Source organism: Halorubrum miltondacostae, from assembly GCF_041379815.1.
GTDB lineage: Archaea > Halobacteriota > Halobacteria > Halobacteriales > Haloferacaceae > Halorubrum > Halorubrum miltondacostae.
Map to the genome: position 1 here is coordinate 638,044 of NZ_JBEDNY010000001.1, position 25,923 is coordinate 663,966.

At 70.8% G+C, this 25,923-nt stretch carries 25 protein-coding genes and 1 tRNA gene; 9 read left to right on the forward strand and 17 right to left on the reverse strand.

Features of this window, described 5'->3' with window-relative positions; all coding sequences use genetic code 11:
- Window positions 1–19 precede the first annotated feature (19 nt).
- Together ABNG04_RS03460 and ABNG04_RS03465 are read left to right on the forward strand one after the other, a co-directional pair.
- A complete protein-coding gene (locus ABNG04_RS03460; RefSeq protein WP_371160069.1) occupies window positions 20–2,152 on the forward strand; it encodes a formate/nitrite transporter family protein in 2,133 nt (710 codons plus the stop codon).
- A gap of 59 nt (window positions 2,153–2,211) precedes the next feature.
- Entirely contained in the window at window positions 2,212–2,955 is a 744-nt protein-coding gene (locus tag ABNG04_RS03465) for an SIMPL domain-containing protein (protein WP_371160071.1), read from the forward strand.
- A 48-nt stretch (window positions 2,956–3,003) separates the two neighbouring features.
- Here ABNG04_RS03465 and ABNG04_RS03470 read toward each other — a convergent pair whose 3' ends face one another.
- Window positions 3,004–3,987: an NOG1 family protein gene (locus ABNG04_RS03470; RefSeq protein ID WP_371160073.1), complete on the reverse strand. Its 984-nt coding sequence runs from the start codon at window positions 3,985–3,987 to the stop codon at window positions 3,004–3,006.
- 193 nt (window positions 3,988–4,180) lie between these two features.
- Between ABNG04_RS03470 and arcD the strand changes: the two genes are divergently transcribed.
- From arcD to ABNG04_RS03485, 3 genes are all read left to right on the forward strand, one after another.
- Window positions 4,181–5,653, forward strand: a complete 1,473-nt coding sequence (arcD, locus tag ABNG04_RS03475; RefSeq protein WP_371160075.1) for an arginine/ornithine antiporter ArcD — start codon at window positions 4,181–4,183, stop codon at window positions 5,651–5,653.
- A 66-nt stretch (window positions 5,654–5,719) separates the two neighbouring features.
- Complete coding sequence (locus ABNG04_RS03480; RefSeq protein ID WP_371160077.1) at window positions 5,720–6,232, forward strand: DUF2240 family protein; 513 nt, start codon at window positions 5,720–5,722, stop codon at window positions 6,230–6,232.
- Between the two features lies 1 nt (window position 6,233).
- The gene (locus ABNG04_RS03485; RefSeq protein WP_371160079.1) at window positions 6,234–6,647 is read left to right on the forward strand and encodes a DUF7993 family protein; all 414 of its coding nucleotides are present in this window, start codon (window positions 6,234–6,236) and stop codon (window positions 6,645–6,647) included.
- 67 nt (window positions 6,648–6,714) lie between these two features.
- Here the strand turns inward: ABNG04_RS03485 and ABNG04_RS03490 are convergent, their stop codons facing one another.
- Window positions 6,715–8,622: a methyl-accepting chemotaxis protein gene (locus ABNG04_RS03490; protein ID WP_371160081.1), complete on the reverse strand. Its 1,908-nt coding sequence runs from the start codon at window positions 8,620–8,622 to the stop codon at window positions 6,715–6,717.
- Window positions 8,623–8,894: 272 nt separating this feature from the next.
- Here ABNG04_RS03490 and ABNG04_RS03495 point away from each other — a divergent pair, with 272 nt between their 5' ends.
- Entirely contained in the window at window positions 8,895–10,187 is a 1,293-nt protein-coding gene (locus ABNG04_RS03495) for a DNA double-strand break repair nuclease NurA (RefSeq protein WP_371160082.1), read from the forward strand.
- Between the two features lie 18 nt (window positions 10,188–10,205).
- Here the strand turns inward: ABNG04_RS03495 and ABNG04_RS03500 are convergent, their stop codons facing one another.
- From ABNG04_RS03500 to ABNG04_RS03545, 10 genes are all read right to left on the reverse strand, one after another.
- A complete protein-coding gene (locus ABNG04_RS03500; protein WP_371160084.1) occupies window positions 10,206–10,940 on the reverse strand; it encodes a CPBP family intramembrane glutamic endopeptidase in 735 nt (244 codons plus the stop codon).
- Window positions 10,941–11,021: 81 nt separating this feature from the next.
- Window positions 11,022–12,308 carry a phosphoglucose isomerase-related protein gene (locus tag ABNG04_RS03505; protein WP_371160086.1) on the reverse strand — a complete coding sequence of 429 codons (1,287 nt, stop codon included), beginning with the start codon at window positions 12,306–12,308 and terminating at the stop codon, window positions 11,022–11,024.
- Window positions 12,309–12,393: 85 nt separating this feature from the next.
- The gene (locus ABNG04_RS03510) at window positions 12,394–13,494 is read right to left on the reverse strand and encodes a DoxX family protein (protein ID WP_371160088.1); all 1,101 of its coding nucleotides are present in this window, start codon (window positions 13,492–13,494) and stop codon (window positions 12,394–12,396) included.
- A gap of 96 nt (window positions 13,495–13,590) precedes the next feature.
- Entirely contained in the window at window positions 13,591–14,148 is a 558-nt protein-coding gene (locus tag ABNG04_RS03515; protein ID WP_371160090.1) for a class I SAM-dependent methyltransferase, read from the reverse strand.
- Between the two features lie 87 nt (window positions 14,149–14,235).
- On the reverse strand, window positions 14,236–15,378 hold the full coding sequence (locus tag ABNG04_RS03520; protein ID WP_371160092.1) for an aminotransferase class V-fold PLP-dependent enzyme: 1,143 nt from the start codon (window positions 15,376–15,378) through the stop codon (window positions 14,236–14,238).
- 40 nt (window positions 15,379–15,418) lie between these two features.
- Window positions 15,419–15,760 (reverse strand): thioredoxin, encoded by a 342-nt coding sequence (gene trxA / locus ABNG04_RS03525; protein WP_371160094.1) that lies wholly within the window; start codon window positions 15,758–15,760, stop codon window positions 15,419–15,421.
- Between the two features lie 234 nt (window positions 15,761–15,994).
- On the reverse strand, window positions 15,995–16,279 hold the full coding sequence (locus ABNG04_RS03530; RefSeq protein WP_006112429.1) for a translation initiation factor eIF-1A: 285 nt from the start codon (window positions 16,277–16,279) through the stop codon (window positions 15,995–15,997).
- A 99-nt stretch (window positions 16,280–16,378) separates the two neighbouring features.
- Window positions 16,379–17,065, reverse strand: coding sequence for a P-loop nucleotide/nucleoside kinase family protein (locus ABNG04_RS03535; protein WP_371160096.1), 687 nt, complete (start codon window positions 17,063–17,065; stop codon window positions 16,379–16,381).
- An 87-nt stretch (window positions 17,066–17,152) separates the two neighbouring features.
- Entirely contained in the window at window positions 17,153–17,935 is a 783-nt protein-coding gene (locus ABNG04_RS03540; RefSeq protein ID WP_371160097.1) for a trypsin-like peptidase domain-containing protein, read from the reverse strand.
- A 110-nt stretch (window positions 17,936–18,045) separates the two neighbouring features.
- A tRNA-Val gene (locus ABNG04_RS03545) sits at window positions 18,046–18,120 on the reverse strand.
- 238 nt (window positions 18,121–18,358) lie between these two features.
- Here ABNG04_RS03545 and ABNG04_RS03550 point away from each other — a divergent pair.
- Window positions 18,359–19,486, forward strand: coding sequence for a M24 family metallopeptidase (locus ABNG04_RS03550; protein WP_371160099.1), 1,128 nt, complete (start codon window positions 18,359–18,361; stop codon window positions 19,484–19,486).
- A 72-nt stretch (window positions 19,487–19,558) separates the two neighbouring features.
- On the opposite strand, the gene ABNG04_RS03555 is transcribed toward ABNG04_RS03550, so the two are convergent.
- Window positions 19,559–20,947: an NAD(P)/FAD-dependent oxidoreductase gene (locus ABNG04_RS03555; RefSeq protein WP_371160101.1), complete on the reverse strand. Its 1,389-nt coding sequence runs from the start codon at window positions 20,945–20,947 to the stop codon at window positions 19,559–19,561.
- 198 nt (window positions 20,948–21,145) lie between these two features.
- Here ABNG04_RS03555 and ABNG04_RS03560 point away from each other — a divergent pair, with 198 nt between their 5' ends.
- Window positions 21,146–22,501: a sodium-dependent transporter gene (locus tag ABNG04_RS03560; protein WP_371160102.1), complete on the forward strand. Its 1,356-nt coding sequence runs from the start codon at window positions 21,146–21,148 to the stop codon at window positions 22,499–22,501.
- A gap of 33 nt (window positions 22,502–22,534) precedes the next feature.
- Here ABNG04_RS03560 and ABNG04_RS03565 read toward each other — a convergent pair whose 3' ends face one another.
- From ABNG04_RS03565 to ABNG04_RS03580, 4 genes are all read right to left on the reverse strand, one after another.
- Window positions 22,535–23,191: an AIM24 family protein gene (locus tag ABNG04_RS03565; protein WP_371160104.1), complete on the reverse strand. Its 657-nt coding sequence runs from the start codon at window positions 23,189–23,191 to the stop codon at window positions 22,535–22,537.
- 147 nt (window positions 23,192–23,338) lie between these two features.
- On the reverse strand, window positions 23,339–24,004 hold the full coding sequence (locus tag ABNG04_RS03570; RefSeq protein ID WP_371160106.1) for a cytochrome c biogenesis protein CcdA: 666 nt from the start codon (window positions 24,002–24,004) through the stop codon (window positions 23,339–23,341).
- 36 nt (window positions 24,005–24,040) lie between these two features.
- Window positions 24,041–24,616 (reverse strand): TlpA family protein disulfide reductase, encoded by a 576-nt coding sequence (locus ABNG04_RS03575; RefSeq protein WP_371160108.1) that lies wholly within the window; start codon window positions 24,614–24,616, stop codon window positions 24,041–24,043.
- Complete coding sequence (locus tag ABNG04_RS03580; protein WP_371160110.1) at window positions 24,613–25,320, reverse strand: SCO family protein; 708 nt, start codon at window positions 25,318–25,320, stop codon at window positions 24,613–24,615. Before ABNG04_RS03580 ends, ABNG04_RS03575 begins: the two co-directional genes overlap by 4 nt.
- Before the next feature lie 204 nt (window positions 25,321–25,524).
- Here ABNG04_RS03580 and ABNG04_RS03585 point away from each other — a divergent pair, with 204 nt between their 5' ends.
- A complete protein-coding gene (locus ABNG04_RS03585; protein WP_004595330.1) occupies window positions 25,525–25,731 on the forward strand; it encodes a cold-shock protein in 207 nt (68 codons plus the stop codon).
- Window positions 25,732–25,923 lie beyond the last annotated feature (192 nt).

The window sequence follows — 25,923 nt, forward strand, 5'->3', positions numbered from 1 at the left end:
GCCGCCGTGGCCTCGGCCAGTGACGGATTCCACGCAACCTGACGACGACTCGATGCGGGAAGTCGTCGAGCGGTCCCGGAGCGGCGCGCCCGCGGTCGGCGAGGCCGTCCGGGACCGGTTCTCCTCCGACGAGGTGTTCCAGCGGATCATTGCGGCCGCGGACGAGGAGGTGACCTCGGGGAGCCGCGAGCTGTTCTTCAGCGGCCTCGCCGCCGGGCTGGCGATCACGATCACGTTCATGCTGTACGCGTCGCTGACGGCGGCGACCGGCCGCGACCCCATCCTGAGCGTCCTGTTGTACCCGCTCGGGTTCATCTACATCATCATCGGCGGCTACCAGCTGTACACCGAGAACACCCTCCCGCCAGTGGCGCTCACGCTCGAACGGCTCGCGAGCCTCCCGACGCTCCTTCGCCACTGGACGATCGTGCTCGCGGGCAACTTCGTCGGCGGCGGGATCGGCGCGCTCGTGCTGTCGTACGGCGGCGTCTTCACGGGCGACACCGTCGACGCGGCGCGGTACATCTCGGAAGGTGGGTTCAAAGTCGGCACCGTACCGCTGTTCTTCAAGGCCGCGATGGCGGGGCTGATCGTCGCCGGCGTCGTCTGGGTCGGCTTCGCTTCCACCGACTCGGTGAGCCGGATGCTGGTCGTCTACCTCGCGTTCCTCGCGATCCCGCTCGGCGACCTGTTCCACGTGGTCGTCTCCTTCACCGAGGTCCTCTACCTGTTCTTCCAGCACGACATCCCGCTGTACGGCGCGGAGCTCAGCCTCTACTCCGGGATCGTCGGGTTCGTGATTCCGGTGCTGATCGGGAACACGCTCGGCGGGATCGTGTTGGTCACGCTCGTCAACTACTTCCAGACCAGCGAGGAGCGCCTCGAGGAGGCGCGCTTCGAGGGCGTGAGCCGTCGCCTGACGGTCCCCGAGTGGGTGTTCGGCCGCGCGGCCGGGCGCTCGTACGTCCCCATACTCGACGCCACCGAGGCGACGCTGTTCGCGGGCGAGGGGTACCGCGTCATGGTGCCGATCACGAACCCCCGGACCGACGGCCCGATAGTCGAGCTGGCGGCGCGGCTCGCGAGCAGCCACGAGGACGGCGTCGTCCACATCGTCCACGTCGTCCAAGCGCCGGAGCGGATGTCGCTGTCTTCGGGCGACGCCGGGCAGCGCATCGCGGACGCCTCCGCCGAGGGGATGGCGAACCTGCGCTCGACGGCGGCCGAACACGAGGTGGAGGTGTCGACGTCGACGGTCGTCTCGCACCGCTCGTTCGAGGAGGTGTTCAACATGGCGCGCCGGACCCGCCCGGACGCCGTGCTGATGGGCTGGGGCGACGACCAGCTCTGGAGCGCCGCCCGCGCCGAGCGCCCCATCGACGAGCTCACCAACCAGCTCCCCTGCGACTTCCTCATCCTCAACGAGCGCGAGCTCGACACCTCGCGGATCCTCATCCCGACCTCCGGCGGGCCGGACTCCGACCTCAGCGCCGAGGTGGCGAAGGTGCTCGCCGAGACCACCGGGGCTGAGGTGACGCTGCTCCACGTGGTGGACGGCCCGGACGGCAGGGCGCGCGGCGAGGCGTTCCTCGCCGAGTGGGCGGCGGAACACGACCTCGACGACGCGGAGCTCGTCGTCGACGACGGCGGCGACGTGGAGGACGGCATCTGCCGGGCGGCCGCCGACAAGACGCTGGTCATCATCGGGGCCACGGAGAAGGGGCTGCTCTCACGGCTCGTCTCGAACTCGCTTCACCTCGACGTGATCCACGACGTCGACGCCTCGGTGCTGCTCACCGAGCGACCCAGCAGCCGGTCGCTGCGCGAGCGACTGTTCGGGTCGGGTCGCCGCGACGTCGCCGTGTCCGGCGGCATCGAGCGCGAGTCGGAGCGCTCCCAGGGGACCGACGTGCGGTCCGGCGAGCCCCGCGAGGTCGATGCAGCCCCCGACGGCGACGCCCACGGCGACGGCGGCGACTCGAACGACGCCCGCGACGCGGCCGATGGCGCCCGCGCCGCAGCGTCGCCCGACGAGGCCGACGCTCCCACCGACGAGCAGCCGCACCTCGACGACGCCTTCATCGCGGACCACCACGCCGCCGACGAGGAGGCCGAGGCGGACGAAGCCCCCGACCGCGACGACGGGCGATAGGAAAAACGGCTCTTTGCGTTATCGTCGTCTTATAGCCGGCCGCCGACGAACGGTCGCGTATGGACAGACGACTGACGGCACTCATCGGCATCGCGGCGCTCGTCGCGTTGGCCGGCTGCGCGGGGTTCGCGGGGACCGCGACCCCGACGGACGGCGACGAGGCGCAACTGGAACGGAGTATCGAAGTGACGGCCGCCGGCGAGGCGACGTCGACGCCGGACCGCGCCACGCTCCGGGTCGGCGTCACCGCGACCGGGTCCGACGCGCAGGCGGTCCGCGACGAGTTGGCCGCCGGCGACGAGGAGCTCCGGGCGGCCTTGACGGAGTGGGGGCTCGCCGACGACGCGATCCGGACCGAGCAGTACGACGTCCGCGAGAGCTACGAGACCCGCGACGACCCGAACCGGACGCGGTACGAGGGCGTCCACCAGTACGCGATCGAGGTCGACGACGTCGACGCCGTCGGCGAGGTGATCGACGTCGCGGTCGACGCGGGCGCGGACCAGGTCCAGCGGATCCAGTTCGGGCTGACCGAGGAGACGGAGCGCGAGGTCCGCGAGCAGGCGATCGACCAGGCGATGTCGAACGCCGACGACGACGCGGCCGCGCTCGCCAACGCGAGCGGACTGGAGGTCTCCGGCGTCTACGAGGTGTCGACGGCGCAGTCGCGGTCGAGCCCGTACGTGGCCGAGTCGTACGACGCGGCGGCCGGCGGCGACGGCGGCGCCTCGACCGCCGTCGAGAGCGGCGACGTGAGCGTCCGCGTCACGGTGAACGTCGTGTACGAAGCGGTTCCGGAGTAACGCCGCGAAAAAACCTCGTTTTTCGACCGTCGTCGCCGAGCCTGTCGACTACTCCCCGTCGCGCGTGGGGAGGTCGGGCTCGTAGCCGACCGCGTCGACGGCCATGTCGAGGACGCCCTCGACGTTCTCGTCCTCCGTGACGCTCATCGTCGCGTCGACCGACTCCGCCTTGACCGCCTCGAAGCGGTCGTGTTTGTTCGCCACCGTGAGCAGCGGCACGTCCGCGCCGAACAGCTCGCGGGCCTCCTCGCGGAGCTCGAGCTGGACCTCGAGCGGGTAGCCGCAGTCGCCCGAGGGGTCGATGACGAAGACCACGGCGTCCGCGAGGTGTTCGAGGGCGCTCACCGCCTGCCGCTCGATGTCGTTGCGCTCGTCCTCCGGGCGGTCTAAGAGCCCGGGCGTGTCGACGATCTGGTACCGGACGTGGTCGCGTTCGAAGTGCCCGATCTGGACGCCCTTCGTCGTGAACGGGTACTCCGCGATCTGGTTCGACGCGCGGGTGACCCGGTTGACGAACGACGACTTCCCGACGTTCGGGTAGCCGGCGACGACGACGGCCGGCTCGTCGGGCTTGACGTCCGGCAGCACCCTCAGCTGGTCCCGGGAGTCGCCGATGTAGCGCAGGTCGTCTTCGATCTGGTCCATGACGTCCGCCATGCGGGCGAACGCCTGCTTGCGGTGTTTCCGCGCGGTGTCCACGTCGGAGTTCCGGACCTTCGTGGTGTACTCATCGCGGAGGTCCTCGATCTGGCGGCTGGCCCACATCACCTGCGAGAGCGCCTGGCGGAGGCGGTCGACGTCGACGAGCGCGTCCGCGAGCTCGTAGTAGAACGGGTCGACGTCGAAGCCGAAGTCCGGCCACGAGGTGACGACGTTCTCTAAGTTGTCCGAGAGCACGTTGCCGGCAGTCCGTAACATCGACTCCTGCGCCTCATGGCCGCGCTTCGCGCGGCCGGCCCGCGCCGCCCGCGAGAACGCCTTGTCGACGAGCTCCTCGGAGCGCGGAGTCGTCGGGAGGCCCTCGAATATCATGTTACACCGGCTTCGCCGCCGACGCGTATAAGAGCGTCCGTTCGCGGACCCCCGCGACACGGCGGCACACGGTCTGACGCGGGGACTGCCGCGGGAACCGCGTGAGCAGCCGACCGCAACCGGCAAGATCTATCCGTATCTATCACACGCATATTTCGAGCCATACTTATGCTTCAAACGAATACAGCCGGATATGGCACGCTCGTTCACTCCGACGGCGTACGACGACCTCGACCCAGACCGCCGCCCGAGCCTCGCGGCGGCGCTGGTCCCGGTCCTCGCCGTCGTGGCGTTCCTCGGCATCGGCTCGGCCGTCCTCGGCCTCGACCCGCACCCACCGCTCCTGTGGAGTATCGCCTTCGTCGGCGCGTTCGGCCTCTGGCTCGGCTACGACTGGGACGAACTGTTCGACGGGATCGCGAACGGCCTCGTCATGGGGCTTCAGGCGCTCCTCATCATCTTCACCATCTACGGGCTGATCGCGACGTGGGTCAGCGCCGGCACGATCCCCGGCCTGATGTACTACGGCCTGGAGATCCTCTCGCCGACGACGTTCCTCCCGGCGGCGGCGGTCGTCGCCGCGGTCGTCGCGTTCGCCATCGGTTCCTCGTGGACGACGGTGGGGACGCTCGGCGTCGCCTTCGTCGGCATCGGCGCGGGGCTCGGCGTCCCCGCCCCGATGACGGTCGGCGCGGTCCTCTCGGGCGCGTACGCGGGCGACAAGCAGTCACCGCTCTCCGACACCACGAACCTCGCGGCGGGCGTCGCGAACACCGACCTCTACGGGCACATCCGCCGGATGCGGACCGGCACGGCGATCGCCTTCGGGCTCGCCGTGCTCGGGTTCACGGCGCTCGGGCTCCGCGCGAGCGGGTCCATCCCGGCTGGCCGGATCGCGGAGATACAGGGCGCGCTCGGCGAGACGTACGCGATCACCGTCGTCGCGTTCATTCCGCTGGTCGTCACCTTCGGGCTGGCGCTGCGCGGCTACGCCGCCCTCCCGACGCTCGTCGCCGGCGTGTTCGCCGGCGCGCTCACGACGATCCTCGTCCAGGGAGTCGGCTTCGTCGCCGCGTGGGAGACGTTCATGTACGGCACCGCCCCGGAATCGGGGTCGACGCTCGTCAACGACCTCCTCGCGACCGGCGGGCTCACGGGCTCCGCGTGGACCATCACAGTCGTCGTCGCCGCGCTCGCGCTCGGCGGCATCCTAGAGCGCACGGGCGTCCTCGCGGTGATCGCCCACGCGTTCACGTCCGCCGTGCGGAGCCCCGGCGCGCTCGTCGCCGGCACCGGCGTCTCCGCGATCGTCATCAACGCACTCACCGCGCAGCAGTACATGAGCATCGTCCTCCCGAGCGTCACGCTCCGGAACACCTACGACGAGTTCGGCCTCGACACCGACCAGCTCTCCCGCGCCGTCGAGGCCGCTGGGACGCCGACCGGCGCGCTGTTCCCGTGGCACGCGGGCGCGGTGTACATGGCAAGCGTCACCGGCGTGCCGACCCTGGAGTACGCGCCGTACTACCTGTTCGCGTTCCTCTCGCCGCTTGTGCTGTTCGCCATGGCCGCGACCGGCTACACGATCGACGCGAGTCCGACCCCCGCCGACGCTGGCGGCGAGGCGAGCGAGACCGCCGCCGCGACTCCGGGCGGCGACGACTGAGGCGCGCCCGGCCGGATCGACCCCGCGTTCGACACGTTTACGGGCCCGCCGATCCGTCCGTTCCGTATGAGTCTGGAGGTCGCCGTCGCCGCCCCGTTCAAGGCCCGGGCCCAGGACCGGCTCGGACAGGGGGAGTTCGTTGTCGCGCTGTCGCTGGAGCGGGAGTGGTTCTCGCCCGACCAGGCGAAGCGGCTCGTCGACGTCGCCGTGGGCCGCGGTCTGCTCGCGTCCGAGGACGGCGACCTGGTCCTCCAATTCGACCCGGCCGAGGTGACCGTCCCCGAGGGGTTCGTCCCGGACGAGTCGGTCCTCCGAGAGCAGTCCACCTTCGAGAGCGCGCTCGACGCCATCGTCGCCGCGGGCGTCGAGAAGCAGCGCGCGGTCGCCGCGATCAACGAGCGCCAGCGCGCGCTAGCGGTCACCATCGAGGCCGCAGCGGTCCTCTACGCCCGCGAGCAGGGTGCGACGGTCGACCGCCTCGCGGCCGACGTGCGCGAGGATCTCGGCGCGGCGACCGACGAGGAGACCGCCGACGACGGGGCCGATCCGACCGACGTCGACGACCCGGGGGCGGCCTGAGATGGTGACGGACCGCCTCACCGACGGCGTCAGGCTCGCCCAGCTGCTCGCCTCGGAGGTGACGGGCAACGAGAGCCGGCTCCGCGGGCTGACCGTCGTCGACGCCGACCGCGACGTCGAGCCCGCGGCCGACGGCGCGCTGGCGTACCGGATCGCCCGCGAGCGCGGCGGCTCGGACGGCGGAGACGAGCGCGCCGACCACGTCGCGGAAGTGTACGTCCAGCCGGACCGCGTCCGGATCGAGGCGACGGCCGCCCCGGACGCGGTCGCGACGGCGGCGAGGGAGGCCGACCTCCGCGTCCGCCCGAAGGCGGTGCGACCGCCCCGGACGCTGGTGTTCGTCGAGGACGCCGCACAGGTGAAGCGCGCGCTGGCGGTCCTCGAAACGCTCCGACGCGAGTCGACGACCGACTGACGCGCCGCGTCGCTCCGCGACGCCCCTGACGACTGCCTCCAAAAAAAGCCGCCTCGGTTCTCCGTGACTACTCGGGCTGCCCGCCGTCGCCGACCGCGACGTTCGGTCCGGGCGAGCCGTCAGGGTCGACCCCCTCGCTGGAGACGTCGAAGTCGCGCACGAGCGCGCCGAGCCGCTCCGCCTGCTGCGCGAGCGAACCAGCCTCGGTCGTCGCCGCGCTCATCGCGGTCAGCTGCTCGTCGGCCGCCTCGGCGACCGCGTCGGCCTCGTCGGCCGTCGACTGGCTGATGTCCGCGACCTCCTCGGCCATCGAGACGGTCTCCTCCGTGCTGGCCGCCTGGTCGTCGGTCGCCCGGCTGATCTCCCGGATCCCCTCGCCGGCCTCCGCGGCGTTATCGGACACCCGCGCGAACGCGTCCGCGGCGTCGTCGACCGCCTCCGCGCCCGCGGCGATGTTCTCTTCGGCGCTCCGGACCGCCTTCACCGTCCCGTCGGTCTGCGACTGCGTCGCGCCGATGAGATCCTCGATCTCCGTGGCCGCGTCCTGGGTCTCCTCGGCGAGCTGTTTCACCTCGTCGGCGACGACCGCGAACCCGTCGCTCCCGCCGCCGCTCCCGCCCGCGCGGGCGGCCTCGATGTTGGCGTTGAGCGCGAGCAGGTTCGTCTGCTCGGCGATGTCGCCGATGAGGTCGACGATCTCGCCGATGTCCTCCATCCGGTTGTCCAGCTTCTGGACGGTCTCCGCGGCGGAGTCGAGCGCCTCGCGTGACTCCTCGACGCGCTCGATCGCGGCGTCGGCGGTCTCCTCGCCCTCGTCGGCGATGTCGGCGGTCTGTTCCGCGACCTCGACGACGGTCTGCGTCGAGGAGGCCACCTCCTCGATCGTGGCCGAGAGGTCGTTCATCTCGTCGGACACCTGCCGCAGCATCTCGCGCTGCTCGTCGGCGCCCTCGGCGATCTCGCCGACCGACTGGCTCACGGCCTCGCTTCGGTCGGCCGCGGTCTCGACGCCGTCGACCGTGTTCTCGCTCGCGTCCGACACCTGCTGGGCGAACGACCGGACCTCCCCCATCGCGTCGTCGATGTCGTCAATCATGCCGTTGAACGCCGCGCCGATCTTCGCCATCGCCTCGCTCTCGCTTTCGGCGTCGAGGCGAACGGTCAGGTCGCCGTCGGCGGCCCGGTTCATCGCCGCGCTGTAGGCGTCGGCCTTCGTCTCGAGGTGGCTGTTCAACCGCTCGACCTCCTCGCGACGCTCCTCGACCTCCGCCTTCGCGGCCTCGACGTCCTGGATCTCCGACTGCTTCTGCTCCGCCAGCGCGAGCTGCTCGCGCGCCGCCTCGCGCGACTTCTCGATCGAGTACCAGTTGACCATCAGCGCGCCGACGAGCCCGAGCACGAAGAACGCGTGAATGCCGCCCCAGACGATCGGGTTCTCGATCGCCGCGGTGTGGTTGTAGACGAGGCTCGAGTCGATGAGGCTGAACGCGCCGTGCCCGACCGCCACGTAGCCGACGCCGATGGCGAACGGAACCCAGTCTTCGTACAGCGCGAGCACCCCGACGAACACGAAGAAGCTGAAGTGCGCCTCGATGTACCCGCCCGACAGCTTCACCAGCGCCATCGAGACGGTTATCAGGCTGAACGCCGTGAGCACCGACCGCTGGCGGCGGCTGAGCCGCGACCAGTTCGCCAGCGCGCCGGTGCCGAGGATGACGGCGACGAACGCGCCGAGCATCCACAGCGGCGTCGCTGGGATCTGTGCGCCCGTGACGGACTCCGTGCCGTTGTAGAGGCCGAGACCGACTAGCAACGGTACCTGTACGGCGATCAGAATCAAGATGTTCCGATGCCGCGGCTCCCACATTTCTTCCGGCATCGAGGTGCCGTCCGGAATGTAGCGGATCACGTCCCGCACGCTCTCCGCCAGCCCGCCCGATCCCTCCGAGTCGACCCCGGTCGCAGTCTCTGCCATACCCGCTGATTGTCGTATGGCATAAAAGTCCATCGTCTCTAAGTATTATTGCTGATACCCCTGTTCGGCGGCTCTCAGACGTGATAACCGCCTGAACTATCTCGTACCGGGCGCCGTACCGCAACCAGCTATCTTTGCTGCTTCTTCGATGATAGTCGAACTGGTTCGTCTATCCGGCCGATCCGACCCGCCGACCCGCGGGCGCTCGACCGGCGACACCGCCGACCGCGGCGGCCGACGCCTTTTATATCGGCCCGGCCCGCCGTACGGTCGTGACGCTCGATCCGATCCACGTCGAGAACATCGCCCAGCTCGCGTACGGCATCGGCGGCGACGTGGACGCGACGGACCACGACGACCTCGCCGAGCGCGTCTGGCGGGAGTGGCTCCCCGAGCTGCGCCGCGACGGCCGGGTCGTGCTCGAAGCGTTCGGCGACCACGAGCGCCGCCGGGCCGCCATCGACGACGTGGCGCTCGCGGAGCGCCCGTTCGAGACGGTCCACGGGCTCGACTCGGGGACGATCAACCCCACGACGTTCAAGAACGGCCTCGTCGTCGACGTCGCGCACGCGGCGATGGCGAGCTCGCCGACGGACCTCGACCTCCACCGCGACCGGACCATCGTCGCCACGGTCCACGCGGGCGACTCGACCGCGGGCTTCGACAGCGAGTGGACCCGCCGCGACGAGGGCCACACCAAACAGCGCGTGCTCCACGTCCCGCGGGTGAACCGCTACGCGGAGCGGGTCGTCCACGCGCTCGCCCTGTACCTCGCGGAGGGGACCCACGCGCTCGACCACGCCGACCGCGTCGACGACCTCCTCGTCCTTGACGGGCCAGTCTACCCGAAGGAGCTGTTCACCTGGGCCGACCGCGACCCCGAACTCGGCGCGCTCGCTCGCGAGGCGAAGCCCCGCGCGGTCGTCGAGCAGTACGTCCGGCTCGTCGAGCGGTTCGTCGAACGCGATGTGCCGCTGGCCGGGTTCGTCAAGAACCCCGCGAGCGCGACCGCCACCCGCGCGCTCTCGCGCGCCGGCGTCGAGTCGCCGTGGCCCGACGACACCGCGCTGTTCACCCGGCTGCTGGAGCGGCGCGAACCGGGCGGCGACGCGGGGATCGGCGGCGACGACGGTCGCGGCGGCGCCGACCGCGGCGCCCGCCTCGACGACGACCTCACGTTCACGACGTGGTTCCGGAGCCGCGGCGGCGCGGACGCGCCGATGGCCGCGGACGGCGACGCGCTCGGCGTCGACCGCGAGCTCGACCCCGAGCTGTACGAGCCCACGTTCATGATCGTCTACGACCCGCGGACCGACGTGACGTACAAGCTGGAGGCGCCGTACGCCTTCACCCGCGACGTGGCGACCCGTGAGCGGCTCACCCGGCAGGTGGTCGCGGAGGTGGCGGCGACCCGCGGGCCGCCGGAGCCGGTCTCGAAGGCGGACGCGCTGGCGCGCATCTCCGCCAGCGAGAAGGCGGCGCTCCGCCGGAAGTTCGAGGAACGGCTCGGCAGCGACCAGCAGGCGACCTACGACGACCTCCGGTGGGGGAAGGCCGACTTCTGAACGGCCCGCGCCGGCGGGCTACACCGCCTGCGCGAGCAGCACCGCGTAGGTGATCGCGTTGTAGATGCCGTGGACCAGCCCCGGCACCACCACGTTGTCCGTCCACTCGTAGAGCGCGCCGAGGACCGACCCCAACACGATCACGACGCCGACGTACGCCCACTGCTCGACCATCGTCCCGGAGACCGAGGGGAGGTGGATCAGGCCGAACGCGAGGCTCGCGATGAGCACCGCGGGGACGGCGTCGAACGCGCGCCGGACGCCGCCCTGGACGACGCCGCGGAACAGCAGCTCCTCGACCGGGCCGACCACCGCGAGCGACACGGCGATCATCGCGAGGTAGTAGACCACCGGGTCGCCGGCGGGGACGACCGCCTGGTTCTGCCCGGTCGAGAGCCCGACCTGATCGAGCAGCAGGAGGGCCCCGTACTGGAACGCGAACAGGAGGACGCCGCCGCCGACGATGATCGCTGCTTCGCGGGCGTCGGGCCGGGAGACACGGGCGATCTCCCACTCGCCGGTGATCGCGAGGTAGCCGACGGCGGCGACCGCGAACCCGGCGAACTGGAGCAGCGTCCGGAGCAGTCGGTAGCCGGTCGTGTCCTCCGACACCAGGCCGAGGGAGGCGGCGAGGTCCGCGCCCGGGGCGGTGATCGCGCTGGCGACGAGCAGCGCGAACACGATCGCGAACAGCGCGCTCGCGACGCGGAACACCCGCTCGCCGACGGCGCTCCCAGAGGGGTCGTCGCTCATTGCCGGAGCCACGGCTCGCGGGGCTTTAGACGCACCGGAAGGGGACCGCGTCGCCGGTCTCTCGCCCGGCGGTCGCCCCCCTCAGTCGATCCGGAGCTCGCGCTTCTCCGCGACCGCGTCGGCCTCGTCGAAGTCGCCGCCGCCGAGCAGCCCGCGGGCCGCCTTCTTCCCCCACTCGACGGCGGGCTGCGTGAACGTCGAAACGCTCGCGAGCTCGCCGTACAGCACGCAGGCCGCCTCCATCCCGAACAGGAGTTCGCCGAGCGCCCGCTCGTCGACGCGGTCGATCTCGACGCGCACGTTGGGGACGCCGGCCGCCGCGAGGCTCGCCTCGGTCGCCTCGAACTCGGCGTCGAGCAGGCCGCCGAGCGACGAGCCGCCGAGGTACGCGAGCCCGTCGAGGTCCGTCTCGGGGATCGGCGCGTCGGCGCGCTCGGTCGGGCGCACGAGCGTCACCAGCTTGTCCGGCGGGCCGGCGCGGTACAGCTGGAGTTGGGAGTGCTGGTCGGTCGCGCCGAGCGCGCGCGCCGGGGTCTGTCCGAGCCCGTCCTTCCCGAGGCTCTCGGCCCACAGCTGGGCGAACCACTCCGCGAACGTCTCCAGCGACTCGGCGTACGGCATCACGGCGTTGGTGAGCGCGCCGCGCTCCGCGAGCGCGTACGTCGCCGCGCCGTAGGCGTACGCGGGCGAGTCGTACAGCGACCCGGCGAGCGCGTCCATCCCGTCGCGGCCGCCCGCGAGGACGGCCTCGATGTCGTGGCCCTGGAGCGCCGCGACCGCGAGCCCCACCGTCGACAGCGCCGAGAAGCGCCCGGGGACGCCGTCGGGGACCGGGAGCGACGGAAGGCCATGGCGGTCGGCCAGTTCGCGGAGGTTCCCCGACTCGCCCGTGGTGACGAGGGTGCGCTCGGTCCAGTCGACGCCCGCGTCGGCCATCGCCTCGCGGACGACGAGGAAGTTCGCGAGCGTCTCCGCGGTCGTTCCCGACTTCGAGACCACGTTGACGACCGTGTCGCCGAGCGGGAGGTCCGCGAGCAGGCGCCGCGTCTCGTCGGGGTCGACGTTGTCGAGGACGTACGCGTCGACGTCGCTCTCCAAGGCGTTCGACAGCGTCGCCGCGCCGAGCGCGCTGCCGCCGATCCCGACCGTCAGCACCGCCTCGGGGCGGTCGAACCCGTCGACCGCGGAGCGAATCGCGTCCGGGTCCGCGGTCTCGGGCAGGGTGAGGGCGGCGTACCCGAACTCGTCGTCGGCCATTCCGGCCGCGATCCCCTCGTGCGCGGCCGCGACGCGGTCGTCGAGCCGGTCCAGCGTCTCCGTCGTGAGCCCCGGGGTCGTCTCCAGGGCGTTGCCGAGGTCCACTCGCATATTACTCTGACCGCGCGAGAGTCACTTAAAAACCGCCGGCGAGGCGGGGGCGGCGGTCCCCGACCGCCGTCGCGGGCCGACGCGGTCAGTCGGCCGCGACCGCCGACTCGTCCTCGTCGAGCGCGGGGCGTCCGAACCAGTAGTCGAACGCAAGCGGCCCGGACCCGAGCGTGAACACCGCCGACGCCATGCCGAACAGCGCCACGTGCGCGAGGACCGGGTCGTCCGGGAGCCCGAACAGCGTCGTCGTGAACAGCACGAACGAGAGCGCGGCCGCGCCGCGGGTGAAGAAGCCGGCGATCAGCGCGATCCCCACGGCGATCTCGGTCACGCCCGCGCCGACGACCCACAGCCCCGGGTCGACCGGGACGACCGCCGTGAGGTCGTACTTCTCGACGACCTGAAGCGCGCTGCCGGGGTCGGCCAGCTTCTGGATGAACCCGAGGTAGACGAACGAGACGCCCATCCCGACCCGGAGCACCGTCGGGACGTAGCGCCGCAGCGGGGCGGTCGTCCGGTCGAGGAACGACTTCAGGTACTGGACGGGGTCGACCCGACCGTAGTACGATCCGGGCGTGCTCGCGACCGCCAGCAGCATGTCGTCGGCACTCGGCCGGCCGCCGCCGAGGATCAGCAGCGCGAGGAACACCGGGACGTACTCCACGGCGAGGAAGACGAGGGGGTCGACCGCGAGGAACACCCACGCGTACGTCAGCAGGCCGACCGTCGCGGTGATCCGCGTCGCCAGCCCGAAGAGGATGAAGAAGCCGAGCCCGATGAACAGCACTCGGAGGAGCGAGCTCGAGCCGGTGTCGAACGCGAGCGTCGGCGCGAAGAGGTACCCCTCGAAGCCGGCGCCGACGAGCGGGAGCCCGACGGCGAGGCGCAGCATCCACGGGACGAGGTCGCCGTAGCCGGCGAGCTTCTCGCGGAGGACGACGATGTCGACGATGGTGGGGCGCACCCAGAGGTACACCGCCAGCCCGGCGAGCGCGAGGACTCCGGACCCCGCGAACAGCGCCGCGTTGAACGGGTCGGACAGGACCTCCGCGGTGAACGCCACCGCGTCGAGGGGCTCGCCCGACTCCTCGGTGACGTAGTCGACGTGGGCCGCGGCCGGTCGCGCGGCGAGCGTCGCGAGCAGGGCGAGCGCGGCGACGACGGTCGGTCGGACACGGACGGACATACCTCGCCTACGAGCCGGACGCACGTAACGCTATTTCTTCACGAACGTTCGACTCCGACTCTGAGACAGTCGTTTAGCGGATCCGACCCGGGGCGACTACGGCGCTCGCGCGACGACGCCGAACGTCTCGGTGCGGCCCGCGGCCGAGACGACCTCGAACCCCGCCGCCTCGAACGCCGCGGTCGCCTCCGCGGGCGAGAACCGCTCGTCGACCGGCGGCCCGTGATCGCCCGGGCCGTCGCCGCTCCAGTCGAACGTGACGACGACGCCGCCCGACCGCACGACGCGGGCGACCTCCGCCAGCGCCGCGTCGCTCGCGAACTCGTGGTACGTCATCGTGGAGACGGCCCCGTCGAGCTCGTCGTCGTCGAACGGCAGGTCCGAGACGTCGCTCGCGACGAGCTCGACGTTCTCCGGGACGCCCTTCTCGCGGTAGTACTCGTGCATCTCGGACTGGACGTCGACGCCGTAGAGGGTCTCGACGTGCGGCGCCACGTCGTCGGTGTAGAACCCGGTGCCGCTGCCGAGGTCGGCGACGTCCGCGGCGTCGGCCTCGACCAGCGGCCCGATCAGCTCTTCGGCGGACACCCAGCGGTAGCGCCCGGGTCGCTCCAGCCCCTCCGCCTGGTCGGCGTCGAACGTGTGGAATCCCATGCGCAGTCTTGCCCGTCGAGCACTAAAACGCGTCCGGTCGAGTGGCGTCCGTCGCCGACCCGGGACCGGGAGACCGCCCGCCGCGGCTCACCACTCCGGCTCCAACGCGTCGAGGAGCCGGTCGATCTCCGCCTCCGTCGAGACCGCGTGGACCGACACCCGGATCCCGTCCGGATGCGGCAGCGACCGGACGACGATGTCGTCGGCCGCGAGCCGCTCGACGGTCGCCTCGGGGTCGTCGACGTCGACCGTGACGAGCCCCGACTCGTGCTCCCGCGGGCTGAGGAGTCGCCCCTCGGGGACGCCCGCCTTGAGCCGGTCGGTGAGCGACGCGATCCGGGACTGGATCGCGTCGACGCCGACGGCCTCGATCGCGTCGAGCGCCTCGACGAGGCCGACGTGCGCCGCGGCCGTCGTCGTCCCGATCTCGAACCGCTCCGCGGCGGGTTTGAACTCGATCTCGCCGCCGGTCGGGTCCGCGACGCTCCGGTAGCCGACCGCGCGCGGTTCGAGCCCCTCGGCGGCGTCGCGGTCGACGTAGAGGAAGCCGGCCCCCCACGGACCGAGCGTCCACTTGTGGCCGGCCGCCGCGACCGCGTCGGCCCCCCACTCGGTCACGTCCATCGGCATCTGTCCGGGCGACTGGACCGCGTCGACGAGGGTGAACGCGCCGGCGTCGTTCGCGACCGCCACGAGGTCGGCGACGGGGAGGCGCGTGCCGTGCGTCCAAGTGATCGCGCTGAAGCAGACGAGGCGGGCGTCGGCCACCGCCTCGGCGTATTCGTCGCGGCCGAGGCGGCCGTCTTCCGTCTCGAGGACGCGGACCTCGACGCCCTCGCGTTCGAGGCGCTTCCACGGGAGGACGCCGGCCGGGTGTTCGAGGTCGGTCCGAACGACCACGTCGCCCGGCTCCCAGTCGATCGCGTCGGCGACGCGGTTGATCCCGTCCGTCGTGCTCTCCGTCAGCGCGATCTCCGCGGGCTCGGCGCCGACGAACGCCGCGATCCGCTCGCGCACCCGGTCGTACGTCCCGAAGGCGTGTTCGTACGGGTCGGTCGTCGCCGAGCCGAACTCGTGGTCCTCGATGAACGAGGCGGCCGCCTCGACGACGTACTCGGGGCTCGGTCCGTGCGCACCGTAGTTGAAGTACGCCGCGTCGCTGAGGGCGGGGACGTCCGCGCGGAGCTCTCTCGGGGTCATACCGTCGGCGTCGAGTTGGATCGTTCTCATGATGTCGGTTTCCGCGTGGCCGCGGGCTGCGCCTCTCGGTTCAGGCGTCGGCGTCGGCGACCGCGTCGGTCAGCGCCTGCTCGGTCTGTGCGCCGACCATCCGCTCGACCGGTTCGCCGTCGGCGAACACGAGCAGCGTCGGGATCCCCTGGACACCGAACTTGCCGGCGAGGCCCTGGTGGACGTCGACGTCGACCTTCAGCACCGCCGCGTCGGTGTCGTTCGCGACCGCCTCGACGGCCGTTTCCATCATCTGACACGGGCCGCACCAGTCGGCGTAGAAGTCGACGAGGACCACGTCGTGGTCCGCGACGTGCGCGTCGAACGCGTCGGTGTCGGCCAGCTGAATCGGCTCCGCCGGGGCGGCTTCTGTCGAACTCATACCACCGACTACGCGCCTCGCCGTAATAACGGTTTTGGATAGAAAACACAATACTACGAAGAAGCGTTGCGCGAACTGCGGGCGATCGCGCGGCGACCCGAGCCGGCGCGGCCGCGCTCGGCGCCCGGTGCTCCGCGGCGACCGGCTGAGCAATCGCTCGTCGAGTTCGCGTCCGAAAGAGACAGAAGAGACGGTTCGCAGGCGGCCGACGCTGAGGTCGACCGGCGCGCTCGATTACTGGATGTGGCCTTCGCGGCGGAGCTGGTCGGCGTCCTCGTCCGAGTACCGCCACTCGACGTTCGCCTTCTCGTCCTGCCAGTCCCACGGTTCGGCGAGGACGACGTCGCCCTCGCTGATCCACGTTCGATACTTCATTCGGCCGGGGATCCGACCGAGTCGCTCTTCGCCGTCGGCGCAGCGCAGCTGAACGTGGTTGCCGCCGAGGTGCTCGGTCACCACGGCGAACACTTCGTCGTCGTTGGGCATGCGGAGGTTCTTCCGCCCGGATTCTTCGCTCATACCATCCGTAGTGCGCTCGCCCGTATAAGTGATGGGAGACGCGTGTGTGCCCCCGTCACGCGATCTGTTCCCACGCCACTAGGGCGGGACCGACGGCGCTCACTCGGCGTCCGAGAGCGTCGCGGAGCGGTCCCCCCGCCCCTCCGGTCCATCGCCGCTCGACGCCGCCCCGCCGAACGCCGCGTCGACCTGCGCGAACGTCTCCGCCTCCGTGCCGGAGTTGTCCACGACGACGTGGTCGGCCGCGACGCCGTCGAACAACTCCTTGAAGTGGAGGTGGATCTCGAAGTCGGCGTCGCTGATCCCGTCCCGGCGCTCGATCCGGCGCTCGACGACCGCCTCGTCGCAGGCCACCTCCACGAGGTCGAACTCGGCCGCGGCCGCGGCGGCCGCCTCGCGGGCGTCCGCCCGGAATCGGGCGTCCGCGAAGGTGGCGTCGAGGACGACCGCCTCCCCGCCGGCCACGTCCTCGCCGGCGCGCGCGAGGAGTTCGGCGTAGACGGCCTCCGTCTCGTCGTCGGTGTACTCGGGCTCGTCGAACAGCTCCTTGCGTATCACGTCCGTCCGGCGGACCCGCCCGTCGACGTGGGCGGCGATCCGCTCGGCGACGGTCGTCTTGCCGACGCCGGGGAGCCCGCAGACGACGACCAGTCGCCCGCTCGTCCCTTCGCCGTCGTCGGCCGCGGCGGTCGAACTCGGAGGCGTCGGCGCGAGCGAATCCGCCGCGTCACCGTTCGAAGTCGGCGATTCGCCCCGGTCCCGCGATCGACCGCCTCGGTCACTCATCTACCGCTATTCTCCGGGGTGAAGTAAAAGAAACTTCTCATTAGCCACCCCCGACCGACGCCGTGAGGCTCCCCCGCTCGCGGCGGGTCAGAACTCCTCGACGTACCGCCGGATCACCGAGGTGCGGTCGTGGGTCGTCCACTCGTAGTCGGTGAACTCCTCGTGGACCGTGAGGTCGACCGGCTCCGGCCGCGTCGAGCCGAGTTGATCGCGGGGGGTCCCACCGGTCGTGATCCCGACGACGCTGCCGTCGAGCGTCAGCAACGGACCGCCGCTGTTGCCGCTGAGCGAGGGGACAGAAGTGAGCAGCGTCTCCCCGAAGCCGGGTTCGACGTACCGCCCGATCGACACCACCCAGTTGCCGATCGCGAACGGGTGGCCGACCTGAACGAGCGGCTGTCCCTCATCGACCGAGTCCGACTCGCCGAGGGAGAGCCGGTTCGCCGGCGAGAAATCGGTTTCGAGGACGGCCACGTCGTGATACGGCTGGTTCATGTGGTCCGACGTGCCGACGAGTTCGGGTTCGAACTTCTCGCCCTCCATCGGCCACGCCTCGAACGAATCGCTGCCGGCGACAACGTGGCTGTTCGTTATGAGCCGTCCGTCGTCGAGGAACCACGCGGTCCCGCCCTGTCCGTTATTTCCCCTGATCACCGCGACCGCCGCTCGGGCGTCCTCACCCACCGATCTGGCCCGATCCAACTCCGCGTCAGAGAAGTCGTCCAGTTCCGGTGGTTCGCCGCTCGGCGTATTTCCATCGACCGCCCGTCGGGCGACGTCTTCCGGAATCGCCCCGCTACAACCGGCCACGCCAGTGACGATTCCGGTCGCCCCGATCTTGACGACGTCCTTCCGGGTTCGATCCGTCATGATCAGACACTATCACTTGCCGGAATATAGCTTGGTATGCGCCGCGGACCGAACGGGGATCTGCCGGGAGAGATTTCGCTCGGAGTCGTGTGGTTTCGGCCGCAAGAAGGTGGGTTGGGGCAGATTTGAACTGCCGGCCTCCTCCATGTCAAGGAGGTGTCATAACCGGACTAGACTACCAACCCGCAGGGGCTTACTGACGCATCTCGTCGTTTCCGTGGGACGTAATTGAACCTTTCGTTTCGCGCCGCTCCGCCGGCCCCGTCGGCCGCGATCGATCGGGAGACGGCGGAGCGACGATCGCGGAGCCGACGGTCGTCGAGCGGTCGATCCGCTCCGGCTCCCGACCGATCCGCGCCGGTCGGGGTGCGCGCGCCGGCCGGGTTCCGACCGGTTTTACTGACTCGCTGAGAGTCTGGTCGTATGGTCGACCTCGCTGCCCGAACGGACAGGCTCGACGCGTACCTCGACGAGCGCGGGCTCGAAGCGGTCTGGTTCGCGCGCCCGAACGGGTTCGCGTGGCTCACCGGCGGCGACAACGTCGTCGACGCCGACGCGACGACCGGCGTCGCGGCCGCCGGCTACGACGGCGAACTCCGCGTGATCACCGACGAGATCGAGGCGGACCGGCTCGTCGACGAGGAGCTCCCGGACGCGTTCGCGGTCGAGTCGTTCCCGTGGTACGCCGACTCGCTCGCGGAGGCGGTCGCCGAGCAGTCCCCCGCACCGGCGGCCGCCGACTTCGACGTTCCGGGGTTCGAGGCAGTCGACGGAGGGCGCCTCCGGCAGCCGCTCACCGATGACGACGTCGAGCGATGCCGCGAGCTTGGCCGCGAGGTCGCGGCCGCCGTCGAGACCGTCTGCCGGAACCTCGAACCCGAGGATCCCGAGTACGAGGTCGCGGCCGGCATCGACATCTCGCTCGCCTCCCGCGACGTGGACACGCCGGTCGTGCTCGTCGGCGGCGCGGAGCGGGCGCAGACGTACCGCCACTACACGCCGACAGACGCCACGCTCGGCGACTACGCGCTCGTCTCGGTCACCGGCGAGCGCGCGGGACTGTACGCCTCACTGACGCGCACCGTCGCCTTCGACGCCCCGGACTGGTTCGAGGAGCGCCACCGCGCCGCCGCGCGCGTCGAGGCGACCGCGATCCGAGCCACCGAGGCCGCCGCGGCCGGGACGCTCTCGGACGACGGCGACGACGCGCCGGACACCGCGGGCGATGTCTTCGCGGCCGTCCAGGAGGCGTACGACGCCGTCGGCTTCCCGGACGAGTGGAAACGGCACCACCAGGGCGGCGCCGCCGGGTTCGCGGGCCGGGAGTGGATCGCCACGCCCGACGGCGACGAGCCGGTCCGGCGGCCGATGGGCTACGCGTGGAATCCGACCGTTCGCGGAACCAAGAGCGAGGACACGCACCTCGTCGCGCCGGACCTGACCGAACGGCTCACGAAGACCGGCCGGTGGCCGACCCATGAGGCCGAGCCGGTCGACGTGGCGGGGATCGACGACGAGCCGGTCGAGCTGTCGGCCCCCGTCATCCGGTAGCGACCGGCTCCGGCGTCCGCGCGACCACCCTGTCGGTCACGCGCGACTGCGCGGCGCCGGCTGGACGACGCGTCAATAAACGTACTCGGTCTCGTCGATGCCGACGTACCCCTTCTTCACCCGTCGCTTGTTCCACTTGTACCCGACCAGCAGCTTCAGCGACTCCCACCCGGAGCGGTACGGCTGCGAGAGGAGGTCGTCGCCGGTCTCGGCGGCGAGCATCGCGTCGGCCGCGCCGATGACGCGGTTCCAGTCGGCCGGCTCGTAGTCGGCGACCATGTCCGCCATCGTCACGTTGCGGACGACCTCGTCGCCGATCGCCTCCTTCCAGCGGCGGTTGTACGCGGCCATGTCGCCCTCCGCGGCGAGCTCGCCCGCGATGGCACCGGTCCGCACCGCCACGTGGTCGCCGCCCTCGTGGAACGCCGAGGTGGTCCCCATCGCGCCGCCCACGACTGCGACGCCGGCCCCGACGGGCGAGTCGATCGGCCGGGTGGAGGAGATCGGGTACGTCTCCGTCCCGCCCCGCTTGCCGGCCTCCTCGACGAGCGGGAAGTCTTCCTCGACGTCGTACTCGTCGCCGTACTGCCACTCTAGCAGCCGCCGGATGTACTCGCCGCCCTGCGGGATCGACCCGTCGTCCTCGCGGAGGAGGGCGTACTCCGAGGCGTTTACCTCGTCGATGTCGAGGCCGATCGGCATCGTCAGCCCGACCCGGCAGACGCGGTCCGCGTTGGGGAAGATCCACGGGTACGCGGTCTCGCCCGGCATCACGCCCCACCAGAAGACGAGCGCGTCCTCGACCTCCTCGAACACCTCCTCTGGGACGCGCCGGTACTCCTGGTACGCGATGTGGTTCGCGGTCCGTGAGGCCAGCCGCTCGGAGGCCTGCGCGTCCGCGGGCAGGTACTCGTCGAGGACTTGGTTCGTCACCGTCCGCTGCGGCCCGTCGGCGAGGACGACGAAGTCGGCGCCGACGGTGCCGCCGTCGGCGAGCTCGATCGCGTGACGGGGGTCTTCGTCGCCGGGCGCCATCGAGAGGTCCGTGTCGACGCCGCGGACGGAGGTCCCGACGCGGTACTCGGCCCCCGCCTCCTCGGCCCGGTCGCGGAGCCAGTCGTCGAACCGCGCGCGCTGGAAGGTGTACCCGAACTTTTCGTACGAGGAGTCGATGCCGGTCGAGGTCAGCGTCGCCGACTCGTCGGGCCCGCGGAACTCGGCGCGGGTCAGCTCGCGCTGGACGACCTCGTCGTCGAACTCGTCGGGGTGGATCCCCATGATGTCCACCCAGTAATCCAAGATGCCGGCCGCGTCGGTCGAGTCGGGACCGAGGCCGTCGCGGTCGGCCCGGGGGACTCCCTTCTCGACGACCAGGGCGTTCGCCCCGCCGGTCGCGGCCGCGTGCGCCGCGGACGACCCGGCCGGCCCGCCGCCCACGATCGCGACGTCTACGCGTTCCATACCTCGTGAGGTCCCTGTCCGGCTATTAAATTCACGGTCCCCGACGCGTGGCCGGACCGCCCGGCGAACCGGCGCGGACGGGCGACGGCGGCGGTCTCCGATGCCGCGACGGTGACCGATTGATCATGTTTGATGATCAGCAGTAACAGCCCCGGAGAGACACGTTTTTACACGGGAGGGCGTCTCTCTCCGACACCAATGGCACGCGAGACGTGGGCGACGCGGGCGGGGTTCATCCTCGCCGCGGTCGGGAGCGCGGTCGGGCTGGGTAACATCTGGCGGTTCCCGTTCATCACCGGTCAGTACGGGGGCTCGTCGTTTCTGATCACGTATCTGGCGTTCGTCGCGCTGATCGGCTTCCCGGCGATCCTCGTCGAGTTCGTCATCGGGCGTCGCACGGAGCGGAACCCCGTCGGCGCGCTGCGTGAACTGGGGAGCGGCGCGTGGTCGTCCGCCGGCTGGCTGTTCGTCGTCACCGGCTTCGTCATTCTCTCGTACTACAGCGTCGTCGCGGGCTGGTTCCTCCGATACACCCTCATCGGCATCACCGAGGGATTCACCCGCGCCGATCCGGCGGCGGCGGAGACGCTGTACCGGACGGTGGCGACCGGCCTCGACACGCTCGTCTTCCACGCTCTCTTCATGCTGCTCGTTATCGGCATCATCGCCGCCGGCGTCAGGCGCGGGATCGAACTGAGCGTGAAGGTGATGGTCCCCGCCATCCTCGTGCTGCTCCTCGGGCTGGCCGCCTACGGCTTCACCCTCGACGCCGCGAGCGCGGCGTACGCATACTACCTCTCGCCGGACTTCGGCACGATAGCGGCGAACTGGACCGAGATCCTGCCGGCTGCTGCGGGCCAGGCGTTCTTTACGCTCTCGCTCGGCATGGGTGCGATGATCACCTACGCCTCCTACCTCGGGGAGGACCGCAACCTCGCGTCCGACGCCGCCATCATCGCGACGCTCGACACGCTCGTCGCGGTCCTCGTCGGCTTCGTCGTCTTCCCGGTCCTCTTCACCGTCGGCATCGAGCCGGGCACGGGCGGCCCCGGCGCGATATTCGTGAGCCTCACCGCGGCGTTCGCGGGCATCCCCGGGGGTCGTATCCTCGGCGTTTTCTTCTTCGCCATGGTGGGCATCGCCGCGCTCTCGTCGGCGATCAGCATTCTCGAAGTGCTCGTCTCCTACCTCATCGACGAGGTCGGCGTCGCCCGGGTCCCGGCGGCGGCCGCGGTCGGAACCGCGGTCTTCCTGCTCGGGGTCCCGGTGACCATCGACTCCATCTTCCTCAGCCTGTACGACGGGTTCGCGGACGGCATCCTGCTCGTCCTCGGGTCGCTGCTGCTCGCGGTGTTCGTCGGCTGGGTCGTGCCGGAGTTCGGCCGCGACGAACTCGGGAAAGGGATCGCGGACATCGGGGGCCTCGACGACGCGTGGATCTGGGCCGTTCGGGTCCCGATCGTAGTCGTCGTGATCGTCTCGCTGTACCTCGGGATCGTCGACTACGCCGGGTTCCTCTCCGGCGACTTCATCGACTGGCTGGCGGCGCGGTAAGACGGAGCCGCCGGTCGGCGACTCGGCTCCGGCTCAGACGTGCTCTTCTCGCGGCTGGACCACGACGAAGCCGCCGTCGCCGTCGAAGCGCATCTGGTAGCGCTCGCCGGACTCCTGTCCGATCATGTCCGAGAGGCTGCGGTTGACCTCGACGTCCGGGGACGTGCCGCCCCACGCGACGGTCGCGCTCGGGTCGGTCGCGACCGGCGGTTCCAAGACGATGGGGTCGCCGTGGGTGGTGATCGCGACGTACCCCGGCCCCTCGAGGTAGACGTTGCTGAAGCCGCCGGCGAGCGCGCCGGCGAGGCTGTCGATGGTGTTGATCTCGTACGAGAGCGACTCCTCGAAGGCGAGCACGTCCTCGCCGTTGACCGTGATCGACTCGCCGGCGTCGAGCTCGACCACTTGTACTTTCTTGCCGTCGTCGGCGAAGTAGACGTGCCCGTCGCCCTCGACGGCCATGATCGGCGTCCCCTCGCCGGTGGCGGCCTCCTTGAGGAAGCCGGTGATTCCCCCCTCGGCGGAGGCCTTCCCGGTGAACGAGACATCGCCCGTGTACGCGACCATCGAGCCCGCCTTCGCCATGACGGTGCCGGCGACCTCGACGTCTAAGGTGTAGCTGTTCTCGCGCTGGAACGGTTCCGCGCTCTCTGTCGGTGCGTTCTCGGCGGTGAACTGATCGAGATCCATGGTGCGGGGACCGAACCGTCTCGGTTCGGCTATCCGGAGTTTCCGCGCAATCGGTTAAGAATCTACGGGAGACGTGGGACGGAACCGCACGACTCGACGGGTCTCCCGCGGCTCCGACCTTCTGCGGTCCAGATCCCGACCGCGCCGTCAGTACACGACCAGCGCGAGGTACAGCTGTCCGATCCCCGCGACCACCATCACGCCGCCGGCGATCCGCTTCAGCAGCCCGGCGTGGGCCATCACCCGGTTGGCGTTGCTGAGGAGGCCGACGCCGGTCGCGACGGTGGTCGCTGCCATCAGGACGGCGACGGTGCCGGCGTAGGTGCCGAGGACGAGCGCCGCCGCCTCCGGGGGCAGCGCGATGGCGCGGGCCACGACGCCGAGGAACACCGGCGCGACGCAGCCCGCGCCGGCCAGCGCGTACCCCGCGCCGAAGAGCCCGAACCCGAACACGCTCGCCCGCCGCTCGGGCAGCGGCACGGAGATCGACGGCGAGCGCCCGGCGACGACGAGGAGTCCGAAGGCGATCAGCAGCCCGCCGACGAGCGTCTCGAAGACGGTGATGTTCGACAGCGTCGAGTAGCCGACCCGGACGGTGGCCCCGGCGAGCAGCGCGAACGTCGCCAACACGCCGACCGCGGCCGCGACGCCGCGGGCTCCCGCCCCGACGACCGACGCCGAGTCGGCGTCGACGGAGTTCACGTAGAAGCCGACGTAGCCGGGCAAGAGCGGGTAGGCGCACGGCGAGAAGAACGTCGCCACGCCCGCGGTCACGGCGAACGGGACGTTCGTCGCGAGCGAGACGTCGGTCATCGCTTACCCCGTCGGGTCATCGGTCGGAACGCCCCGTCATCGGTCGAGCGCGCGCTCGATGCCCGCGACGAACTCCTCGGTGGTGTGCGTCCCGGAGGTGGCCCACCTGACGCGCCCGGAGGCGTCGACGGCGCGGGCGCTCGGGTAGCTGCCGACGTCGAGGCGCGCCGCCAGTTCGGCCGAGACGTCGGCGGCGACGAGCCAGTCGCCCCCGTTCTCGCGCCACCAGTCCGTAACCGTCTCCTCGCTGACCGCGTCGCCGACGGGCTCCGTCGTCACGGAGACGAACAGCACCTCGTCGCCGATCCGGTCGTTGGCCGCCGCGAGGGCCGGCATCTGCTCGGCGCAGGGCGGACACCACGTCCCGAAGAAGTCGACGAACGTGGGGCGGTCGGGGGCGGGGAGCGTCACCTCGCCGTCGCGGCTCCCGGGCGCCTCGACGGTGTCGAGCGTCACCGGCTCGATCGGTTCCGAACCGTCGCCGCCGGTCGAGCCGTCGCCGTCGCTCGGACCGCCGCCGAGCGAGCCCGGGACCCCGCCGGTCGCGACCGCGCCCGCCCCGCCGAGCACCGCGACGCTCGCGAGCCCGGCGACGAGGTCCCGCCGCCTCACGCCGTGACCACCCGCCGGAAGTCGTCGACGATCCGTTCGACGTCGGTGGCCGGCCCGCGCGGGTACGACCGCTCGACGATCCCCCGCTCGTTCACGAGCAGGATGAGCCCGTAGTGCGGGAACGCGTACTCGAGGTTCTCGTACCCCTCGGCGTCGGTCTTCTCGATCTTGAGCCCGAAGTTCTCGTCCATCAGTTCCACGCCCGCCTCGTAGGACTCGGGGCGGAGGAAGTGCCAGTTGCCGGCGTCGAGGTCGACCCCGCGCTGGGCGGCGTACTCGCGGAGCATGTCCGCCGTGTCGCGCTCGGGGTCGAACGTCAGCGGGAGGAAGGCGGCCTCGTCGCCGAACCCCTCCTCGGCCGCGACCTCCTGGACGCGACGGAGGCGGAGGATGAGAGCGGGACAGACGCCGTCGGGGCAGTTGGTGTAGAAGGACGTCCACAGGAACGCGCGCTCGCCCTCGAACGCCGCCGTGGATATCTCCTCGCCCGATATCGGGTCCGGGACGGTGAACTCGGGCATCTCGTCGCCGTGGATCGGGTGGACCGGCTCGCCGCGGGTCTGTTCCGGCGGGCCGAGGACCGTCCCGTCGTCGTCACCGAGCGGCCCCGAATCGCCGAGGACGCCGGCGCAGCCGGCCGTGGCGGTCGCCCCGGCGGCGGTCCCGGTGGCGGCGAGCGAGCGGAGGAAGTGGCGGCGGTCCATGTCGTTGCCCGACCTACGTGGTCGCTCGTAAATGAACCCCGCGGCTGCTGGCACGCGCTGAATATGACCGCGCTCTCGAACGCCAGCAATGCGGCCGAAAGGCGGACGTCTCCGGCGTATTCGCGGTTGACGAACGTCCGGAACCTCCGTGGTAACGCGGCCCTCGCAAGGGTTATGCCCTAACCGGCTGTACGTTTATTCGCAATGGCAAACGGTAAGGTTGATTTCTTCAACGACACTGGCGGCTACGGTTTCATCTCGACTGACGACGGCGACCTCGACGACGACGAAGACGTGTTCTTCCACATGGAAGACGTCGGCGGCCCGGACCTCGAGGAGGGTCAGGAAGTGGAGTTCGACATCGAGTCGTCCCCCAAGGGACCGCGCGCGACGAACCTCGTCCGCAACTAACCCCCACACCGCGGACGGCGCGTCCGCACGCACTACCGGATTTCGGCGGTCGCTCGACGTGATCGACGCCATCTCCGTTTCTCTCACACTTATTACACCTCGACGAGCGACGGCCGCGCGTCGCGGACGACGCACCGCGACGCGTCTGCCGGTGTGATCGACCGTTTAAATACGAGCGCGGGCGAAGCGCCT

Bases quoted from the DNA above. Each gene is read 5' to 3' on its own strand.
- ABNG04_RS03465 (WP_371160071.1), top strand. From the start codon at position 2,212: ATGGACAGACGACTGACGGCACTCATCGGCATCGCGGCGCTCGTCGCG.
- ABNG04_RS03470 (WP_371160073.1), bottom strand. From the start codon at position 3,987: ATGATATTCGAGGGCCTCCCGACGACTCCGCGCTCCGAGGAGCTCGTC.
- arcD (WP_371160075.1), top strand. From the start codon at position 4,181: ATGGCACGCTCGTTCACTCCGACGGCGTACGACGACCTCGACCCAGAC.
- ABNG04_RS03480 (WP_371160077.1), top strand. From the start codon at position 5,720: ATGAGTCTGGAGGTCGCCGTCGCCGCCCCGTTCAAGGCCCGGGCCCAG.
- ABNG04_RS03485 (WP_371160079.1), top strand. From the start codon at position 6,234: ATGGTGACGGACCGCCTCACCGACGGCGTCAGGCTCGCCCAGCTGCTC.
- ABNG04_RS03490 (WP_371160081.1), bottom strand. From the start codon at position 8,622: ATGGCAGAGACTGCGACCGGGGTCGACTCGGAGGGATCGGGCGGGCTG.
- ABNG04_RS03500 (WP_371160084.1), bottom strand. From the start codon at position 10,940: ATGAGCGACGACCCCTCTGGGAGCGCCGTCGGCGAGCGGGTGTTCCGC.
- ABNG04_RS03505 (WP_371160086.1), bottom strand. From the start codon at position 12,308: ATGCGAGTGGACCTCGGCAACGCCCTGGAGACGACCCCGGGGCTCACG.
- ABNG04_RS03510 (WP_371160088.1), bottom strand. From the start codon at position 13,494: ATGTCCGTCCGTGTCCGACCGACCGTCGTCGCCGCGCTCGCCCTGCTC.
- ABNG04_RS03515 (WP_371160090.1), bottom strand. From the start codon at position 14,148: ATGGGATTCCACACGTTCGACGCCGACCAGGCGGAGGGGCTGGAGCGA.
- ABNG04_RS03520 (WP_371160092.1), bottom strand. From the start codon at position 15,378: ATGAGAACGATCCAACTCGACGCCGACGGTATGACCCCGAGAGAGCTC.
- trxA (WP_371160094.1), bottom strand. From the start codon at position 15,760: ATGAGTTCGACAGAAGCCGCCCCGGCGGAGCCGATTCAGCTGGCCGAC.
- ABNG04_RS03530 (WP_006112429.1), bottom strand. From the start codon at position 16,279: ATGAGCGAAGAATCCGGGCGGAAGAACCTCCGCATGCCCAACGACGAC.
- ABNG04_RS03535 (WP_371160096.1), bottom strand. From the start codon at position 17,065: ATGAGTGACCGAGGCGGTCGATCGCGGGACCGGGGCGAATCGCCGACT.
- ABNG04_RS03540 (WP_371160097.1), bottom strand. From the start codon at position 17,935: ATGACGGATCGAACCCGGAAGGACGTCGTCAAGATCGGGGCGACCGGA.
- ABNG04_RS03550 (WP_371160099.1), top strand. From the start codon at position 18,359: ATGGTCGACCTCGCTGCCCGAACGGACAGGCTCGACGCGTACCTCGAC.
- ABNG04_RS03555 (WP_371160101.1), bottom strand. From the start codon at position 20,947: ATGGAACGCGTAGACGTCGCGATCGTGGGCGGCGGGCCGGCCGGGTCG.
- ABNG04_RS03560 (WP_371160102.1), top strand. From the start codon at position 21,146: ATGGCACGCGAGACGTGGGCGACGCGGGCGGGGTTCATCCTCGCCGCG.
- ABNG04_RS03565 (WP_371160104.1), bottom strand. From the start codon at position 23,191: ATGGATCTCGATCAGTTCACCGCCGAGAACGCACCGACAGAGAGCGCG.
- ABNG04_RS03570 (WP_371160106.1), bottom strand. From the start codon at position 24,004: ATGACCGACGTCTCGCTCGCGACGAACGTCCCGTTCGCCGTGACCGCG.
- ABNG04_RS03580 (WP_371160110.1), bottom strand. From the start codon at position 25,320: ATGGACCGCCGCCACTTCCTCCGCTCGCTCGCCGCCACCGGGACCGCC.
- ABNG04_RS03585 (WP_004595330.1), top strand. From the start codon at position 25,525: ATGGCAAACGGTAAGGTTGATTTCTTCAACGACACTGGCGGCTACGGT.